The sequence below is a fragment of the Dokdonia sp. Asnod3-C12 genome, assembly GCF_045063975.1.
In the GTDB taxonomy this organism is placed as follows: domain Bacteria; phylum Bacteroidota; class Bacteroidia; order Flavobacteriales; family Flavobacteriaceae; genus Dokdonia.
Map to the genome: position 1 here is coordinate 625264 of NZ_JBEFNY010000003.1, position 18327 is coordinate 643590.

17 protein-coding genes are annotated in these 18327 nt (G+C 38.1%); 9 read left to right on the forward strand and 8 right to left on the reverse strand.

Annotated features, from left to right (window positions below):
• Positions 1-692: 692 nt before the first annotated feature.
• The 4 genes from ACJJVW_RS02835 to ACJJVW_RS02850 all read right to left on the reverse strand — a co-directional run bounded on the left by ACJJVW_RS02835 (position 693) and on the right by ACJJVW_RS02850 (position 4796).
• Positions 693-1313 carry a DUF4159 domain-containing protein gene (locus ACJJVW_RS02835; protein ID WP_405250701.1) on the reverse strand — a complete coding sequence of 207 codons (621 nt, stop codon included), beginning with the start codon at positions 1311-1313 and terminating at the stop codon, positions 693-695.
• Positions 1314-1333: 20 nt separating this feature from the next.
• Entirely contained in the window at positions 1334-1711 is a 378-nt protein-coding gene (locus tag ACJJVW_RS02840) for a DUF3703 domain-containing protein (protein WP_405250702.1), read from the reverse strand.
• Between the two features lie 107 nt (positions 1712-1818).
• On the reverse strand, positions 1819-3135 hold the full coding sequence (locus tag ACJJVW_RS02845) for a TldD/PmbA family protein (RefSeq protein WP_339847678.1): 1317 nt from the start codon (positions 3133-3135) through the stop codon (positions 1819-1821).
• Between the two features lie 26 nt (positions 3136-3161).
• A complete protein-coding gene (locus tag ACJJVW_RS02850) occupies positions 3162-4796 on the reverse strand; it encodes a TldD/PmbA family protein (protein ID WP_405250703.1) in 1635 nt (544 codons plus the stop codon).
• A 303-nt stretch (positions 4797-5099) separates the two neighbouring features.
• On the opposite strand from ACJJVW_RS02850, the gene ACJJVW_RS02855 reads away from it, so the two are divergent.
• The 7 genes from ACJJVW_RS02855 (at position 5100) to ACJJVW_RS02885 (ending at position 11717) form a co-directional block, all read left to right on the forward strand.
• The gene (locus ACJJVW_RS02855) at positions 5100-6524 is read left to right on the forward strand and encodes a DUF4041 domain-containing protein (RefSeq protein ID WP_405250704.1); all 1425 of its coding nucleotides are present in this window, start codon (positions 5100-5102) and stop codon (positions 6522-6524) included.
• Positions 6525-6634: 110 nt separating this feature from the next.
• Positions 6635-7516 (forward strand): aldose 1-epimerase family protein, encoded by an 882-nt coding sequence (locus tag ACJJVW_RS02860; protein WP_405250705.1) that lies wholly within the window; start codon positions 6635-6637, stop codon positions 7514-7516.
• Positions 7517-7678: 162 nt separating this feature from the next.
• Positions 7679-8191, forward strand: coding sequence for a hypothetical protein (locus ACJJVW_RS02865; RefSeq protein ID WP_405250706.1), 513 nt, complete (start codon positions 7679-7681; stop codon positions 8189-8191).
• 4 nt (positions 8192-8195) lie between these two features.
• Entirely contained in the window at positions 8196-9461 is a 1266-nt protein-coding gene (locus ACJJVW_RS02870) for a cation:proton antiporter (RefSeq protein WP_405223300.1), read from the forward strand.
• Positions 9462-9527: 66 nt separating this feature from the next.
• Positions 9528-10229: a ZIP family metal transporter gene (locus ACJJVW_RS02875; RefSeq protein WP_405250707.1), complete on the forward strand. Its 702-nt coding sequence runs from the start codon at positions 9528-9530 to the stop codon at positions 10227-10229.
• Positions 10230-10308: 79 nt separating this feature from the next.
• Positions 10309-11082, forward strand: a complete 774-nt coding sequence (locus ACJJVW_RS02880) for a TrkA C-terminal domain-containing protein (RefSeq protein WP_298328488.1) — start codon at positions 10309-10311, stop codon at positions 11080-11082.
• Positions 11083-11201: 119 nt separating this feature from the next.
• Complete coding sequence (locus ACJJVW_RS02885) at positions 11202-11717, forward strand: PepSY domain-containing protein (RefSeq protein WP_144784783.1); 516 nt, start codon at positions 11202-11204, stop codon at positions 11715-11717.
• An 11-nt stretch (positions 11718-11728) separates the two neighbouring features.
• On the opposite strand, the gene ACJJVW_RS02890 is transcribed toward ACJJVW_RS02885, so the two are convergent.
• Positions 11729-12187, reverse strand: coding sequence for a Na(+)-translocating NADH-quinone reductase subunit F (locus ACJJVW_RS02890; protein ID WP_405250708.1), 459 nt, complete (start codon positions 12185-12187; stop codon positions 11729-11731).
• A gap of 353 nt (positions 12188-12540) precedes the next feature.
• Between ACJJVW_RS02890 and ACJJVW_RS02895 the strand changes: the two genes are divergently transcribed.
• Entirely contained in the window at positions 12541-14112 is a 1572-nt protein-coding gene (locus ACJJVW_RS02895; RefSeq protein WP_405250709.1) for a hypothetical protein, read from the forward strand.
• Between the two features lie 73 nt (positions 14113-14185).
• Positions 14186-16015, forward strand: a complete 1830-nt coding sequence (locus ACJJVW_RS02900) for a cytochrome-c peroxidase (protein WP_405250710.1) — start codon at positions 14186-14188, stop codon at positions 16013-16015.
• Positions 16016-16097: 82 nt separating this feature from the next.
• Here the strand turns inward: ACJJVW_RS02900 and ACJJVW_RS02905 are convergent, their stop codons facing one another.
• The 3 genes from ACJJVW_RS02905 to ACJJVW_RS02915 form a co-directional block, all read right to left on the reverse strand.
• A complete protein-coding gene (locus ACJJVW_RS02905) occupies positions 16098-16547 on the reverse strand; it encodes a rhodanese-like domain-containing protein (protein ID WP_405253051.1) in 450 nt (149 codons plus the stop codon).
• Entirely contained in the window at positions 16525-16830 is a 306-nt protein-coding gene (locus ACJJVW_RS02910; RefSeq protein WP_013751473.1) for a rhodanese-like domain-containing protein, read from the reverse strand. Before ACJJVW_RS02910 ends, ACJJVW_RS02905 begins: the two co-directional genes overlap by 23 nt.
• A gap of 72 nt (positions 16831-16902) precedes the next feature.
• Positions 16903-18291, reverse strand: a complete 1389-nt coding sequence (locus ACJJVW_RS02915; protein ID WP_405250712.1) for a rhodanese-like domain-containing protein — start codon at positions 18289-18291, stop codon at positions 16903-16905.
• Between the last annotated feature and the right edge of the window lie 36 nt (positions 18292-18327).

Genomic DNA, 18327 nt, shown 5'->3' on the forward strand with positions numbered 1-18327 from the left:
TTACTTTCTCTTTCTGAATTTTCCTCTCCCCGCCCTGAAGGGTGGGAAAATTCTATGTTTGGTTATCTTTTAAATTTTATTCTCTTCATCTTAGCTACTCCTGTAAAACATCTCCCCTAACCCCTTTTCGAAGAGGGGAACTTCTAAAGTTGCTTTTTGCAAAGCAAAACAACTTCTTCTCGCAACAGTGTCCCTCTTTGAAGAGGGAGTCAGGGAGATGTTGGCTGTTTACTTTCTCTTTCCAAATTTTCCTTCCCCGACCCTGAAGGGTGGGAAAATTCTGGGCTTGGTTACTTTTTTCAATATTTATATTCTCTTCATCTTAGCTTCTCCTGTAAAACATCTCCCCTAACCCCTCTTCGAAGAGGGGAACTTTTATGTTGCTTTTTGCAAAGCAAAAACAACATTTCTTCGCAACAGTGTCCCTCTTTGAAGAGGGAATCAGGGAGATGTTGGTGAATTTTATTTCTTCTACATTCCGAATTTTCTTTCCCCGCCCTGAAGGGTGGGAAAATTCTATGTTTGGTTGTTCTTTTCAATATTGTACTCCTACTCTTAGCCACTCCTGTAAAACATCTCCCCTAACCCCTCTTCGAAGAGGGGAATTTTATGTTGCTTTTTGCGAAGCAAAAGCAAACTCTTCTCGCAACAGTGTCCCTCTTTGAAGAGGGAGTCAGGGAGATGTTGGTGATTTATGATGTTAATGCATACATCACGATATTCACTCCAAATTTTGTATTATCAATTTTATACCAACGTTTATTTCTAAAATCATAGTCCCACTCGCAGCCGTAATCTTTGTTGCTGTACAGTACTCCTATTCTTCCATTGACCTCAATGGCTTTTAGGTATTCATGTACGAGGTCATCTCCCCAACCGTTTAGTTCTTGACTTGTGGTGGGTGGACCGTCTTCAAACTCAAAGAAAACGTTATAAATCTCGTGATCGTTAGGTATTTTTTTGAGTACATCTTGACCAAAAATGTCTTCCATCTGGCGTTCAAATGATTTGGCAAATAATCCGTCGATATCGTGATTGCAGTCATCTGCAAAAACAAAACCTCCGTTTTCTATATATTTTTTAAAATTCTCTTTTTCCTTCTTTGTAAACTGTACGAGCTTATGTCCTGAGATGTAACAAAACGGACATTTAAAAATCTCATCGCTCGCTAGTGAGATAATATTCTCTGTAGTATTTACAGGTAAGGTGGTGTATTCCACCAATGAGTTGAGCAAATTAGAAGGCATACGCTGATCTACGTCCCAGTCTCCAGATTCGTATTGTAAACGCGTAAAGAAGAATTTGTTATTCATTATAAGTTACTATTCATCTTTTACAAAACGCTTACTCCAGCTTTTTTGAATATATTTTGTATTTCCACCTCTATAGGAAATGCTTGTAATGGAGCAACATTGGCTCCGCCAGGATTACCTACCGGTATCTTCCCAACAAAGGATTTTACACCGCCTACTACTAAACGTGGAATTTGGCCTATCACTTCTTTAGAACTTTTTATGCGTACACCAAATTGCAACATTTTCCAGTGAACGTATGTATGATTATAAGGATAACGTTGTCCAATAATATGTGCGCGTTCAAGATGGTTCCAAGCAAGCTGTAAATCACCTGCACGATAAGCTTTGCTATAAGCTCTAAGTTCATCTTCATAAAATGGAGATAACTTTTTAGGTATCGTAGTATTAAATTTCATGATTTATTGACATTGTTTCATTCCACTCACGCTTTCGCGAAAGCGAACCTAAAATAAAAACTGGCTACCACTTTTGTGATAACCAGTTTTATATAATTTATACGTTTTTATACAGCATCTGAAAGACTGGTAAAAGTAAAGTCACGTATTTTCATATACGGGATTAAACTACCATCTACGCGCACTTGCTTGCCAAGAGTTTCCAGATTATTAAGCATAATAATAGGACTCTCATTAAAGCGGAAGTTCTTTACAGGATACTTGATTTTTCCGTTCTCAATATAAAAAGTTCCATCGCGGGTTAGACCTGTGTATAATAGCGTTTGAGGATCTACAGAACGTATGTACCATAGTCTTGTAACGAGGATTCCTTTCTTTGTAGACTTGATAAGATCTTCTAGAGATGCATCACCACCGCCCATGATAAAATTACTGGGAAAAGGGACTGGCTCTACGCCTTTTTCTTGTGCCCAGAAACGATCATAAGCAAGGTTTTTTACCACTCCATTTTCTATCCAGCTTGTCTTTTTAAGCGGCTGTCCTTCTCCGTTCCAAGTACCTGCTGGCACTTCTTCATTGAGTGGGTCTGACCATAGGTTTACACGCTCATCTACAATTTTGACACCCATCTTAGTGCCTCCACCTTCTTTAGACATAAAGCTTCTTCCCTCATCTGCAGATCGTGCACTTATAGAACGACCTAAGCCTTCTAGTAGTCCTAATCCAGCAGATGGCTCAAGGATTACGGTGTACTTACCTGGCTCGATTGCTTTTGCCTCGCGAGACATTACTGCCTTATCAATAGCAACTTTCGAAGCTTCTGCTGCGTCAAATTTTGACACATCATTAAAATCTCTTGTAACCCATCCAGAACCCGTACCATCGTTAGATCGCATGGTTACTGTAAACTCAACGTTAGTCGACTTGTTATAAGCAAACAATCCGTTAGAATTCATCATCGCGCTAAAGCCTGCACCACCATCTAGAAATCCAGCTGCTGTTACATCATTTGCTTTGGCAGGTTGTATACTGCTCTCTGCTACTTGTGCTCTGTACTCTGGAGTCATATTTGCCGTAGCTTCTACATACGTTTTAGACTCGTCATACGTTTGCGGCCCTAGTGGCTGCATAAACTCAGGGTTTTCTGGAGCAAGCTTTGCAAGCTCCTCTGCACGTTTTACCACTTTTTCTAGTGACGCATCATCAAACTCGTCTATGGTTGCTGTACCTGATTTTTTACCAAAACTTGCAGTGACCGCAAGACTTTGGTTAGACTGGTGTCCTGAGGTAGAAACAGAGTTACGTGCATAACGTATGTTACCACTCTCGCTACCGCCTAAATTTATAACGCAGGCATCTGCAGTAGAGAAGCTCATTGCTTTCTCCATCACTTTTTTTGCCTCTTCTTTTGAAAATATTCCCATTGTGTTTCTTCTTTAAAAATTGACGATTAAACGTTACGACCCGTATTGATCACATTAATATCATTAAATCGTGTTGTGGCACTTCCATGTGATACTGCGCTCACTTGTGAAGGCTGCCCTTTCCCGTCGAAGAATGATCCAAAGAGACGGTAGTCACTCTGATCACATATTTTTGCACAAGAATTCCAGAACTCTTGTGTATTAGATTGGTATGCTACATCATTAAGCATCCCAACTATTTTTCCATCCTTAATCTCGTAATACATGGTACCACCAAACTGGAAGTTATATCGCTGCTGGTCTATAGAATAAGATCCACGACCCGCGATATAGATTCCTTTTTCTACATCTTTAATCATATCATTAATAGAATACGGCTCTTTACCTGGCTCTAGGGAGATATTAGGCATACGCTGGAACTGTACATCGTTCCAACTTTGCGCATAACAACATCCATGAGATTCGTTCTGATCTATCATTTGTACTTGGTCACGTATCGCCTGGTAATTTACCAGCACACCATTACGTATGATATCCCATTGCTTGGTTTTTACACCTTCATCATCCCAGCCTACAGCTCCTAGTGATCCCACTTGTTGCTTATCTGCTACAATGTTTACAAGGTCACTACCATATTTAAAGTTTTTAGACTTCCACTTATCTATGGTTGCAAAGCTTGTTCCTGCATAGTTTGCCTCATACCCAAGTACACGATCTAGCTCCGTAGGGTGACCTACAGACTCGTGAATGGTAAGACCTAAGTGATTAGGCTCTAGTACAAGATCATATTTACCAGCATCTACAGACTTTGCCGTAAGCATTTCTTTAGCCTGCTTTGCCGCCATGGCAGCATCTTCTATAATATCGTAGCTATTTCTATATAATTTTAATCCTTGCGGACCTTCTAGTTTTTCTGACTCAAGACCATCTAAATATTCATAGCCAAGTCCCATAGGAGCACTCATAGCCTGGCGGGTTTTAAACTTACCACCACCTACAGCCGTCACGCCAAATGTAGGCCAGATACGGTGCACATCCTGATCAATATATGACCCTTCGGTAGAGGCAAAATACTTTTGCTCATTTACCATAAAGAGTGCAGAGTTTACAAAGTTTGCACCACTAGACTGCGCAGCAGCATTTGCCGTAAGCAACAGCTCTACCTTCTCAGATACAGGCACTTCTTTAAAGTCTTTTTTAATAGGCGTTTTCCAGCTCACCTCTCCATAAGAAGCTTCTGGAGCTAGCACTACTGGGTTGGTTTGAAATTTTGAGTTAGCCTTAGCAATTGCTACTGCTTGCTCTGTTGCCTTCTGGATACCATCTGGCGTTACATCATTAGTAGATGCAAAACCCCAAGTACCATTTGCAATCACGCGTATCCCTATCCCAAAAGATTCGGTATTTACAACGCCTTGCACTTTATCTTCACGTGTGCGCACAAACTGGTTTAGGTATCTCCCTATTCTAGCATCTGCATATGAAGCACCTAAACCTTTTGCCGTATTAAGGGCGACATCTGCCATTTGTTTTTTAAGCAGTACGTCCATTCCTGGTTCGAGCAGTGCTTCTGTTGGGATATTGTTTCCCAGCATCATCGATGGCACCATTAAGGCACCTGCTCCCATACCAGCGAGTTGGACAAAATTTCGTCTTTTCATAAGGTCTTAGGTTTTATTGAATTGTTTGTTTTATTGCGTTTTTAACATATAATTATTAAAAGCAGTATAATATCAGAATTTATGTTAAGGTGTCTTGTAGTATAAATGCTAATTATATCTTAAAATTTTACGCTTTCGCGAAAACTTGATTCTCTAACCACCTTCTCCATTCATATAAACAGAGGATACAGCCGATTAAAATTGTGCATAAAAGTTGAAAAACTGTAGTTTTAGAATGGGGATTACCGTACTTGGGGTTGGATTTGGTTTTGTAGATTGGCTTTAATAAAAAAATAAAAGAAAATGACAATAGCCTTTATACTCACAATTTTAATTTCAGGAATTACATTCTTCTTTATACTCAAACAGCACAGGAAAGAAAAAGCAAAACTGAATGTTCTTATTGAAAACGAAAAGTTAGAACTGTCTAAAAAAATAGAAGAAAACAGCAAGCTTAGTTCTGATTTAGAAAGATTTAATGGGATTATTTCAATTGAGAATGAAATAAATTCTAAAAATATTGAATTTGCGGAAATCCAATCTTACGCATCCGAATTAAATGACAAATTTGTTAATGCAAAATCAGTCTTTGATTTGTTAGAACAAGACATCAAACTCTATCAGAACGATTTAGAGTTTGTTGAATTAGGAATTTATGAACCTATTTTTGATTTGGAATCTTCAGAAAATTATAAAGAGAAAATTACACAAATTGTAACAAAACAAAAACAACTTATAAAATCTGGAAATGCTTGTATTTGTGATACGGAATGGACTGTAGGAAATAGCCGAAAACAAGGCGAAATAATGACGAGGAGATATATTAATTTAACTTTAAGAGCATTTAATGGAGAATGTGATTCATTAATCTCAAAAGTGCGATGGAATAATGTAAAGCGCTTTGAAGAGCGAATTAAAAAAGCCTTTAATGCAATTAACAAACTAGGAAAATCTAACAACACCTATATAACCGACGAGTATTTAAAATTAAAATTAGACGAACTTCATTTAGTTTATGAGTTAGCCCATAAAAAGTATCAAGAAAAAGAAGAAGCACGAGCAATTAGAGAAGAACAGCGAGAAGAAGAAAGAGCTAGAAGAGAGTTTGAAAAAGCAAGGAAAGAAGCGGAGGTAGAAGAAAAACGTTTTCAAAAAGCTTTGGAACGTGCTAGAATGGATCTAGGATTAGTAAGTGGGAAAAAACTAATTGAATTGAATTCTCAAATAGCACAATTGGAAGAGAATTTAAAAGAGGCACACGAAGCAAAGGAAAGAGCAATTTCAAGAGCACAAGAAACTAAATCTGGACACGTTTATATAATATCTAATCTAGGTTCATTTGGAGAAAACGTTTATAAAATTGGAATGACAAGACGCCTTGAGCCAATGGATAGAGTTAAAGAACTAGGAGATGCATCTGTTCCATTTACATTTGATTTACACGCGATGATTTTTTCAGAAAATGCACCTGAATTAGAAAACCTACTACATAGAGAATTTAATGATCGACGCATTAATAAAGTTAACTACAGGAAAGAATATTTTAGAGTGTCGTTAGATGAAATCGAGCAGGTAATCATTAAAAAATATGATAAAGAGGTAAATTTTATAAAAAGCATCGAAGCTCAACAATTTAGAGAAACCAAATCTATTATTAAACAGCTAGAAACAGCAAAAGATGAACAGTCACATGTGGAAGTAGAAAAGTATCCCGATAGTTTATTTTAAAGGGTAATAGTAATCTAGAACACCCCACATACGTCCTTATAAAGGAAAAAACTCAGACTCGGAATTTATTAATTACCTAACTTTATTCCGCAAACTCTACACACTCAACCATGCTCCACACCATACAAAACGAAAACCTCATCTGTACCGTTACTTCAAAAGGTGCAGAAATACGTTCCTTAATTAATAAGGAGACTGGTGAAGAATACATCTGGCAGATAGATTCTTCAGTTTGGGGAAGTAGTTCGCCAGTGTTGTTTCCTGCTATTGGTAATATCAAGGAGAACAAGATTGTTTTTAATGGAGAAGACTATGCTATGACTAAGCATGGAATTATAAGAAATAATGAGCAGCTGGATTTTCAGCAACAAGACGCGTCTAGTTGTTCTTTTACGCTCACAAGTTCTGATGAAACATTACGACAGTATCCATATACGTTCCATTTTCGCGTAAGCTTTACCCTTGTTGAGTATCGATTGTTAATGACCTATACGGTTACAAATAATGATACCGTGCCTATGCATTTTGCATGTGGTGGTCACACTGCTTATGCTTGCCCGCTTGATGAGCATACTGCACTATCTGATTATGTCATTGAGTTTCCAGAGCCACTTAATCTTGAGTCTCGCACGCTAGGAAATAGTGGATTATTATCTCCTGAAAAACGACCTATTAAAACTGATAACGGCCAATTACCACTCTCAGAAACAATCTTTAATGAAGATGCCCTCATCTTTACAGACATTAATTATGACTGGGTACGACTGCGTAAAAAAGATAAAAAGAAAGGTGTTATCGTGCGCTTTAAGGATTACCCAAACCTTGCTTTATGGTCAAAACCCGCTGCAGATTATGTGTGTATTGAACCGTGGTTAGGACTTCCAGATAGTGAAGATGAAAGTATCGACATCACTAAAAAAGGTTCTTATAAAGCGCTCGCATCAGGTGCAGCATTTGATATCACAATTGAAACCGAAATAGAGCAAAACTGACTGCCGTGACGCATTGACCACTTCTTAAATAATAGCTATCACGCATTCTGATTATTAAAAAAAACGAACGATAAAGCAGAAAAGTAGTATCTTCTTTCCATATTATATGCTTCTTGAGCGTACTTGATATTCTAAAAGCACTCATTTAACTATTGCATTATTATGAAAATAACAACTACACTCTTAGTACTATGTATCGCTACCACAGCTTTTTCTCAGCGTGAGAAAACAAAAAAACCAGGCGTTTCATTTAAGATATCTACAGAAGCCGTCCCTCGACCATCTGAGAAGCTCAATAATGTGCTTGATTATTTTGAAGATCAAGATCGTTTAACACGCGTATTGAATGCTCCGTGTAATGATTGCGATACCACCGTAGACCAACTAGAAAAGCAATTTCTTGTCAATAGTTTAAAAGAGATAAAGCAACATTTTGCTTCTAAAATCTCTATAGATGAACATGATTTTTTGAGAATAGAAGGACATCAAGGAAAGGTTTATAAAACAAAAGAAGAGGTGATAAATGCATATCAAGAGTATCTCGCCATTGAAATCAGAGAACTCCAGATGAAAATAAATATGAACCAAAAGGAGATTGAAAAACATAGACTGGCACCTATACCTCCTCCTGCGGTTCTTGAGGAAAGAACTAGAGTAAATAATAAAAACAACTAGCCTTATGGCGTTAATCGTAGAAACCCATCCTTATTTTGTTGCGCTAGCATGCACAGGTTTTGCCATCTCGCTTATGGCGTTTATTCCTGTGTATTCAAAAAAAATAAAAATCACTTATATCATACCGCTACTACTATTAGGTATGATATTATTTTTTGCGGGCGCTCCTTTACCTTGGCCAGATCCGCTATGGGAATTAGAAACAGGTAAGATTGTAAGTGAAGTTATTGTGATTATAAGTCTTATGACAGCAGGGCTCAAAATAGGCACGAGTTATAAGTGGAGTGACTGGAAAAAACCGTTATCGCTCGTAGCGATTACAATGCCTTTATGCATGATTGCCATCTTTGCCATTGCTCACTATTTACTAGGACTCAATGGCCCCGTTTCTTTACTACTAGCAGCAGTGCTTGCTCCTACAGACCCTGTGCTCGCTAGTGAGTTACAACTAGAAGAGCGCCAGGATTTAGAAGAAAGAAATACAGGCTTACGGTACACGCTTACTGCAGAGGCTGGAATCAATGATGGGTTTGCATTTCCATTTGTGTTCTTAGCGATTTTATGGAGCGAGGCTAGTAGTTTTCAAGAAATAGATTGGTTACACTTTATAAGTTATTATTTCTTGTTTAAAATTATAGGCGGTCTACTAGTAGGCGCCTTGATAGGGTTTATATACAGCTGGGTGGTACACTATCACAGTAAAGAACATCAAAAATATATACTCAATGGCTTTATTGCGGTCGCACTCACATTCTTCTCCTATGGCCTAGGAGAAATACTGAGCACCTACGGCTTTTTAAGTGTGTTTGCTACTGGCGTTTTTATGCAATATCACTGCGGCAAATCTGCAGACGATAATGTAAATACCTCCATGCTGCACTTTGCAGAGGAGACAGAAAAATTACTAGTCGCACTGTGGACCATCTTTTTTGGTGGTGCTTTGGTTTCAGGTATTTTATCATATACAGATGTAGACGGTATCATAGCGAGTCTAGTTATTGTACTCGTGTTGCGCCCTATTTTCGGGTATCTCGCTATGCTTACCACAAACTTTTCAAGGGCAAAAAAGTGGGCTATTAGTTTCTTTGGAATACGCGGCATAGGGAGTTTCTTTTATCTTAGTTATGCCTTGATACACGGCGATTTCACAGAGTATGACGAGCTATTTGGGATTATAAGTTACGTAGTTCTCTTTAGTATTCTCATTCACGGACTTACGAGCCTTCACGTAATCGATTATTTTAAGCGAACTAATAAAACAGCCTCATAATCGCATACTGGCGTACATAGATTTAAAAATTTTTAGTTGGCTTAAAGCCAAAATATCTTTTCCATCATGCTTATTACTATCCTTGTTGTATTTGTCGTTTCTATGTCACTCATTGCTGGCGCACTGTGGGGTTTGTATGGCAAACTATCGAAAAATACAGAAGGATTTCTCATTGCACTTGCTGGAGGAGCACTCATCGTATCTGCAGTATTAGAGCTTATAGAACCAGCAATGGAGGATGGTGATGTATTGTTACCACTACTATTTGTTTTTATAGGGGCTTTAGTATTTACAGGTTTAGATTTTTATGTAAAAGAAAAGTGGAGCTCAAAAAGCGGAGGCGCAGGTCTTCTAGCAGCCATAACCCTAGACGGACTTCCTGAAAACTTAGCGCTAGGTGTTGCACTTATAAGCGCAGACCCACTTGCTGTAGCAGCACTCTCAGGATCTATTTTATTATCAAACCTTCCCGAAGCCGCAGGTGGAGCAAAAGAAATGAAAGAAGATGGTAGGTCAAAAAAGACGATTCTCATATTATGGACGGGAACAGCCTTACTACTTTCTGCAGCAGCACTTATAGGCTACTTTTTTCTAGAAAATGTATCAAAAGATATTCTCAATAACATACGATGCTTTGCAGGAGGTGCAGTTGTAGCCTCACTCGCTATTGAAGTATTTCCAAAAGCTTTTAAGGAAGATAAATACTGGACTGGCATTGCAACTGCTCTAGGTCTGGTCATTGCCTTTTACCTTAATAGTCTGGCATAAATAGTACTTGCTTGACCTCATGTTTTTGTATGATGATTACAATAAATAACTAGCTTTGTAACTTCTAGAATTACCACATATGATTGCAGCTTTTTCTCTTTTTCTTATCATCACCATCTCTGTGTTGATTACTAAAATTTCTACTATCGCACTAGTACACACTGGTCTCTCAGAAGAAAGTGCCAAGTTTCAATCGCGATCTGCTTATACTGGTGCCGGCATAAGTTCGGAGGAAACAGAAAATATCATGAATCACCCTGTGCGCCGTAAGATTATTTACAACTTAATGCTCATAGGTAATGCAGGTATTGTTACGGCGATGTCATCATTGATCCTCACCTTCGTATTACCAGAATCTAATGCTTCTCGATTTTATGGGTTTTTAATCATTGTGGGCGGTATTCTACTACTATGGTTCGGAATACGTAGTAAATGGGTTAATCGCGGTTTATCTAAAGTGATTAATAGGATGCTTAAAAAGTATACAGATCTAGAGGTTCAAGATTATGCAGCTGTATTACATCTTAAGGACAATTTTAAAATTATAAAAGCGACCGTAGACACAGATGGATGGATGTGCAATCGTACACTACAAGAATTAGACTTACGAGAAGAAGGTATTACGGTCTTAGGTGTAGAAAGAGAAGGTACAGGCTATTTTGGCTCTCCATCGGGTAATTTTAAAATGTTACCACATGATGAAGTAACACTCTATGGGAAATCTGATGGTATAAAAAGTATCTATAATCGTAAGAAGGATCATTACGCTCACCTTGAACATAAGAAATTTGTAGAAAAAGAAGAAGAACGCAAGGCAAATGATGTCGAAAAAATTAATACTACAACAGATTAAAAATCGTATTGTCTTACATAAGTACGTTACACATAGGCAACAGTATTTTAATCTTTAACAAGTCTTCTGCTTTTACCCATCCTTAGTTTTTTATACCTTTCGCTTCTAAAACAAGATACATGGCTCGTAAAAAATCTACTTCACTTAAAATGCGCATTCTTCACAGGTACCTAGGCTTCTTTCTAGCAGGAATCATGGCAGTTTATGCGATAAGTGGAATTGTTTTAATCTTTAGAGACTCAGATACTTTTAAGAATACGGTTGTTATTGAAAAAACGCTTGACCCTAACCTCTCTGCTCCATCACTAGCTAAAGCTGTAAATAATAAGAGACTTAAGGTAACTAAAGAAGAAGGCGGTGTCCTTTACTTTGCAGAGGGAACGTACAATAGCACCACTGGAGCGGTTGTATATTCTAAAAAAGAATTGCCTTTCATTCTTGATAAGCTTACTCACTTCCATAAAGCCAAATCTGGAGATCCACTATATTTTTTAAATATCTTTTTTGGACTAAGCTTACTCTTCTTTGTAATATCCTCATTCTGGATGTTTATTCCATCAAGCCCTATTTATAGAAAAGGAATGCTCTTTGTAGCAGGAGGAATTGTGCTTGCGCTTATATTACTATTTGTCTAGGCGTATACTTATTAAACATCACTTAAAGCCCTTTTTTCTGCAGTAGCAGAAAGAAACTGCTGTTGGATATCCATTACATCCTCCACACCATCTAGCTCGCACAAGTAATGTATAACGGCACGCATGCCATTAAACATCACCTCATCCCCTTGTGGATCTGTTGGTTTCATACTGCCGCGGCTTATAGGTAACTCATAACCGCAAGCTCGTAAAAAGACACCTTCAATCTGGAGTAATTCACTAGGTAAATACCCATAAAAACGTTTACCGAAAGCCTCATTAACCTTTCCTACATAATTGAGGACAAGCGACCCGTGATCATCTGTCATGTGCTTCCACATATCTTTATTGTCACAAATAGTTCCTACTGCACAGGCTGTACAGCAACCTGGATGCAAGCTACCATCAGAAAATGCTGCATATAGTTTTGATAAAGCTTGTTCTAGTCTAAATGGAAATATAGTAGTCATCGCCAGTTTTTTACTATAAAGTTAGCATTTGTCTTTGAGATAATATGTTAATAGTGTGTACAAAAATATGGTACTTATCCTTTTCACAATAACAGCTCCTAAATCCTTTTGGTCTGATTTCCAACACTTTTAGTTTTGCTTTCGCGAAAGCGTGCCTCTCATTTTCCTTTAAAAAATATAAGATTTATTAATAGGTTGCTTTAACTAAATGTAAAATCTCGTTTTATTAAACAGTTAAGGCTTTACATAAAATAAACGCTTTTTTAATAAAAAGGCTACGATTAGGTAACGTTTACTCTTTTACTCTGAGACTACTTTTAAACCATTCTAATAATCAACTAATTACTCAAAAAATGAAACAAGTAAAGTCAATTTTTTTAACAATGCTATTTATAGCAGGAACAGGTGTTCTTTTTACAAGCTGTGACGATGCCGAAGATGGAATGGACGGTATAAACGGTGTAGATGGAATCGATGGACAGGATGGTGCAGATGGACAAGATGGAGCAGACGGTGAAGACGGTGATGATTTTGAAATGGGAACTACACTATTTTCAGATAAATCTGCAACGCCACCACTAGTTGCAATGTCACCGCAATTCAATTACGTAGAAGCATATTCATTAGTATCTACTCCTGATGTTATAGGAGGAGATTTTCAACTTGCAGGATCTGCAGATGGTTCTGGATTTTTAGTAGATGGTGAAGATTACATTTATGTAACTAACTGTGAAGATAGTTATGCAGTGGCTCGTATCCGTTTTGATCAAAATTTAGTTCCTATCTCTGGAGATTACTTACTAGATTCTGGAGTTTCTGACTTTGCAAGACAATGTAGTGCTACTATGTGGGAAGCAGATATACATGGAGGAGATGAAGATATCTTTTTATCTGCTTCAGAAAGTATTAACTATGATGTAAAAGCTATCGACCCTAGGGTAACTACTCCAACACCACAAGCAGATTTTGGACTAGATGCACTAGGAGAATTTTCTTGGGAAAATGCAACTCCGCTACCTAAAGATGCTTATTCTGGCGCTACTGTAATTGTAGGTGGTGATGATGATTCAAGTAACTCTGAGGGACAAGTAGCTATGTACTACTCTACTGCTGGTGATGCAGATTTTACTGGAGGTTCTATCTACGTACTACGTTTTAAGCAAGTATCTGATGGAATGGGAGGTGTGCAAGATGTTATGCCTAACACTTCTTATAACGAGTCTTCTCTAGATTTTCAAGCAGAATATGATGTAGAATTTGTAGAAATCCCTAATGGTGCTGCACTTACTAAAAACGAAATGGAAACTGCATGTAATGACGTATTTGCTGCACAGTTTATGCGTGTAGAAGATGTAGATTACCAAAAAGGATCTGATGCAAATGGAAGAAATGTATTCTTTGCAGTAACAGGACGCGGACCAGGACAGGGAACTTACAACGACTGGGGAACTGTATATAAACTCGCTCTTGATGACAACAACCCACTAGAAGGAAAGCTTACTCAAATCATAAGTGGAAACACAGATACAAATAACCAAGACGGTAACCTTGCTGCATTACAAAGCCCAGATAACATCTGTGTTACAGAGAACTTTGTATACATACAAGAGGATCCTAACTCTTTCTCAAGAGGTCATGCTGCATACATTTATCAGTCAGACTTAAGCGGTACAAACGTACAGCAGGTGCTTGAGCTTGTAGTACGTCAAGATCTAGCAGATGATAACAGTACTGGTTTAAGTGGAGAATTTGGTGCTCTTATAGACATCTCTGATAAAATAGGAGAGCCTAACACATTCCTATTAAACATACAACCACACTACTGGAGAAGTGAAGATTTTAAAGCGCTTGATGGTCACACTAACAGTGCTTACGAGGATAACCAAGCATCACAAGTTGTATTGCTAAAAGGTTTACCTAGGTAGATACAAGCCCATATTATTTTAATAAAGCGCAATCTCATTTTTGGGATTGCGCTTTTACAATGAATACATTTACATGAAAAATATAGTAATAAAACAGCTTCTTATACTCATAGTAATTGCAGTCGCACTACTCTATAGCTGCAAAGGTGATACGGAAAAATACACCTCAACACCTGAAGTAAACTGGGAGGCATCAAGGGAAATCTATTTAAACGAACTAAATAAAGCTATAGCTGGAATAGATACTCTAAAACAACTTCCTGTAACAGATCTAAAAGCCAAAGAAGTTTTTAAAACATTGCGTATTGCTTTCAAAAAAGCAGAGCCTTATGCGTCGTACCTCAACCCTCCAGTAGGACACCGAGTAAATGGACCAGCATTACCTATTTACAAAGAGGATAATGAGAAAACGATGAATCCTGTAGGGTTACAAAAAATAGAAGAAAGCATTTATGAGGGAGAAACCTCTCAAGGCCAATATGACAAAGAGCTTACGGTCACTTACGGACTTTTACAAAATCTCAAAAAAAATATTGAAAAAAGAGAGCTCAACGCATCTAGATATTTTACTGCGACTCATCAGCAATTACTAAGAGTGCTGAGCTTTTCAATTGCAGGTTTTGATACACCTGTAAGTCAGCTAGGCATAAATGAAGGTGCTGTGTCCCTTCAAAATCTTCATGACACGTATCACGCAAGTATTCAATCTATCATTCAAGCTAAGGACGAAGCACTAGACAAGCAATTTACCTCACAAATTAATGAAGCCATTGCCTTTATTAATGAGAATAGTGACTACGATAGCTTTGATCGTTATTCCTTTACACGCAGCCACCTTACTCCTATCACACGCAGCTGGGTTGCTATCCGTAAAGCTAGCGAACTGTGGGAAGGAAACCAGAGTACTCCGTTTAACTTTGATGCTCCTACGTTTTTTGAGGACGATAGTTTTAATGTAAATTTCTTCACTCCTAGTATCAACAAGAATCCTACAGATGAACAAATCACTTTAGGAAAGAAATTATTTTTTGATGAAAAGCTATCCACCAACGGTACGATGGCATGTGCAACTTGCCACGATCCAGAAAAGGCATATGCAGATGGTCTTGTTGTAAATAAAAGCAATACTGGTGAAGCACTACAGAGAAATACACCCACGCTACTCAATACTGTGTTCCAGCAAAACTTTTTTGCAGATGGACGTTCCAATTCAATTATTGATCAAGTTTCTGCAGTATTTACAAATGAGAAGGAGTTTAATACAAATGTTCATGAATTTTCTACAAGTATACTAGAAGACCCTAGCTACTTAGAAATGTTTGAAAAAGCCTACGGTGGAGTATCTACTCGCAATACAGATGTAGTAAAGGCAATCTCTTCATACGTAAGCACGCTCAATAGTTTTGATTCAAAATTTGACCGAAACATGCGAGGTGATGAAGATACTTTTACAAAAGAAGAACAATTAGGGATGAACCTCTTCATGGGTAAAGCTTTATGTGCAACATGTCACTTTATGCCCCTAACCAATGGAACAGTACCTCCATTCTTTGCAGAGACTGAGCGTGAGGTTATAGGCGTTCCAGAAACAGCAGAAAACAAAGAACTTGATGATGACACAGGTTATTACTGGCGCTTTGAAGCAGATCAACATAAAGGTATGTTTAAGACTCCCACAGTGCGTAATGCAGCACTTACAGCTCCATATATGCACAATGGTGTATATACCACACTAGAGCAAGTAATGGACTTTTACAACCAAGGCGGTGGCGGCGGACTAGGATTTGATCTTCCACATCAAACCTTGCCATTTGATAATCTTAAGCTCACAGATGAGGAGCTTGCTTCTTTAACTGCCTTTGTAAAAACACTCACAGACGATAAGGTAGAAGATAATTACTAGCAATTGCTAATAGAAAATATCAACCAAAAAAAAAAGCCCCTCGATTACGATGGGCTTTTTTTATTTAATGTAAAACGAGTAACTACTGTATTGGTTTTCCAGCAGAATTCCAATTATTAATTCCGCCTTCAAGATCATAGATCGTTGTAAATCCTGCTTCCTTAAGTTGTTGCGCGCACTTGGCACTTCTACCTCCTTTTGCACAATACACATAAACAGGCTTACTCTTATCTAGCGTTTCTATTTGAGATTGCCAGTTAGGGTTATTCATCTCAAAATGCTTAGCATTTTCAAGGTGACCACCCTCCCACTCATTATCTCTGCGTACGTCTACAAGTTGTGCTCCTGCAACTAACGCTTCCTTTTCAAAGGTATCAACATCAATCACTGTGATTACTTCTTGAGTAGCAACACCGCTTATTTCTTTTTGAGAAGTAGCTTCATTACAACTCCACAGAGAGAAACAAAGCGTTATCGCAATGAGCGTATATCTCAAACGCTGGCTACTCTTAATGCGCTGCATCCCAAGCATTATAACCACCTAGCAAGTTGTAAGTGTTGTTTAACCCTTTTTGCCCCATAAGAGCACACGCTTGTACACTACGTACTCCTGAGCGACAATACACGTAATAGTTTTTACTCTTATCAAGCTTTTCTACCTCATCAAGGAATCCTTGACCTAGATATATATCAATATGTTTTGCCCCTTCTATCATTCCATTTTCTACTTCTTCCTCCGTACGTACGTCTAGAATTACAGCATCTTTATCTTGAGCAATTTTCTCTTCCCATTGTGGGATTGTTAAATCTGTCATTGTTTAATATTTGTGCAATAGTACATATCTATATGAGCCATCGCAATTAGTATTTGTTTAAAATTAGATGAATTATGTCAATTTAATGCTAGAAGTATCTGCCTTTTTTATGGCACCATATCCACCTAGCACATTCACTACATTATTTATGCCATATGACCTTGCTATAGATGCATAAATAAGAGATCTATAACCACCTGCGCAATGTATGTGATACGTATTACCTGCTTCAAGCGTGTGCGCATTAACGTGCACTTCATCTAGACCCATATGTGGCAGTCCCTCTATATGACTTGTTGCATATTCTCCAGCTTTGCGCACATCTAGCGGATTCTTAATATCGCCAGTAGCAATGCCATCTACAAACTCTTGCGCAGTTACTTCTGCTGTAGCAATGACATCTCTGCCAGATTGCTCCCAAGCCTCTACTCCTCCTTCTAAGAAACCTAGACTATTATCATAACCTACTCTCGCAAGTCTGGTTACTACTTCCTCTTCAGAACCTTCTTCGGCGATAAAGATTATTTTTTGGTGAATATCGGCGATGAGTGCTCCTATCCATGGTGCAAACTGTCCCTGTAATCCAACAAACCAAGCTTGAGGTAATGACGCTTTCGCGAAAGCGGAAACACTTCTTGTATCGAGCACGAGTACATCCTTTTCATTTGCCAATGCTTCAAAATTTTCAGGATCTAAAGCTGTAGTTCCTCTCTTGACAATCGTGTCAAAACCTGTATTTGCCTTCTTATTCATTGCCACGTTATGCGGAAAATAAGCTGGTGGAAGTGTCAAACCATGTGTAAGCTCTTTAATAAAATCCTCTTTATTGAGCTTAAATGCGTAATTATTTTGCTTTTGATTACCTAGCGTATCACTGGTCTCACTACTCATGTTTTTACCACAAGCAGAACCTGCTCCATGGGCAGGATAAATTATAATGTCGTCAGATAATGGTGCAATCTTATGGTGAAGTGAGTCATATAAATGACCTGCAAGATCTTGCGTTGTTAAGTCCGTTTTGGCTGCGAGATCTGGTCTTCCTACATCCCCTATAAAAAGTGTATCTCCAGTAAAAAGAGCTTCTTCTTTTCCATGTTTATCTTTAAGAAGGTAACACGTAGACTCCATAGTATGACCTGGTGTGTGAATCGTGGTAATAGTTAAATCTCCCAACATGAACACCTCTCCATCACTTGCGCTGTGATAGTCATATCCAGCCTTTGCATTAGGACCTAAGATTACGGAGGCTCCAGTAGCCTTTGCAAGATCTACCTGGCCACTCACAAAATCTGCATGAAAATGAGTAAGAAAAATATACTTAATGGTCGTCTTATTATCGGCTGCAAGATCAAGATACGGTTGTACCTCGCGCAGAGGATCTATAATAGCTCCTTCTCCATTTGAACTTATAAAATAAGCTCCTTGAGCTAGACATTTAGTATATAATTGCTGTAATATCATTCTGGGATTTTGAATGCAAATTTACGAAATACTCAC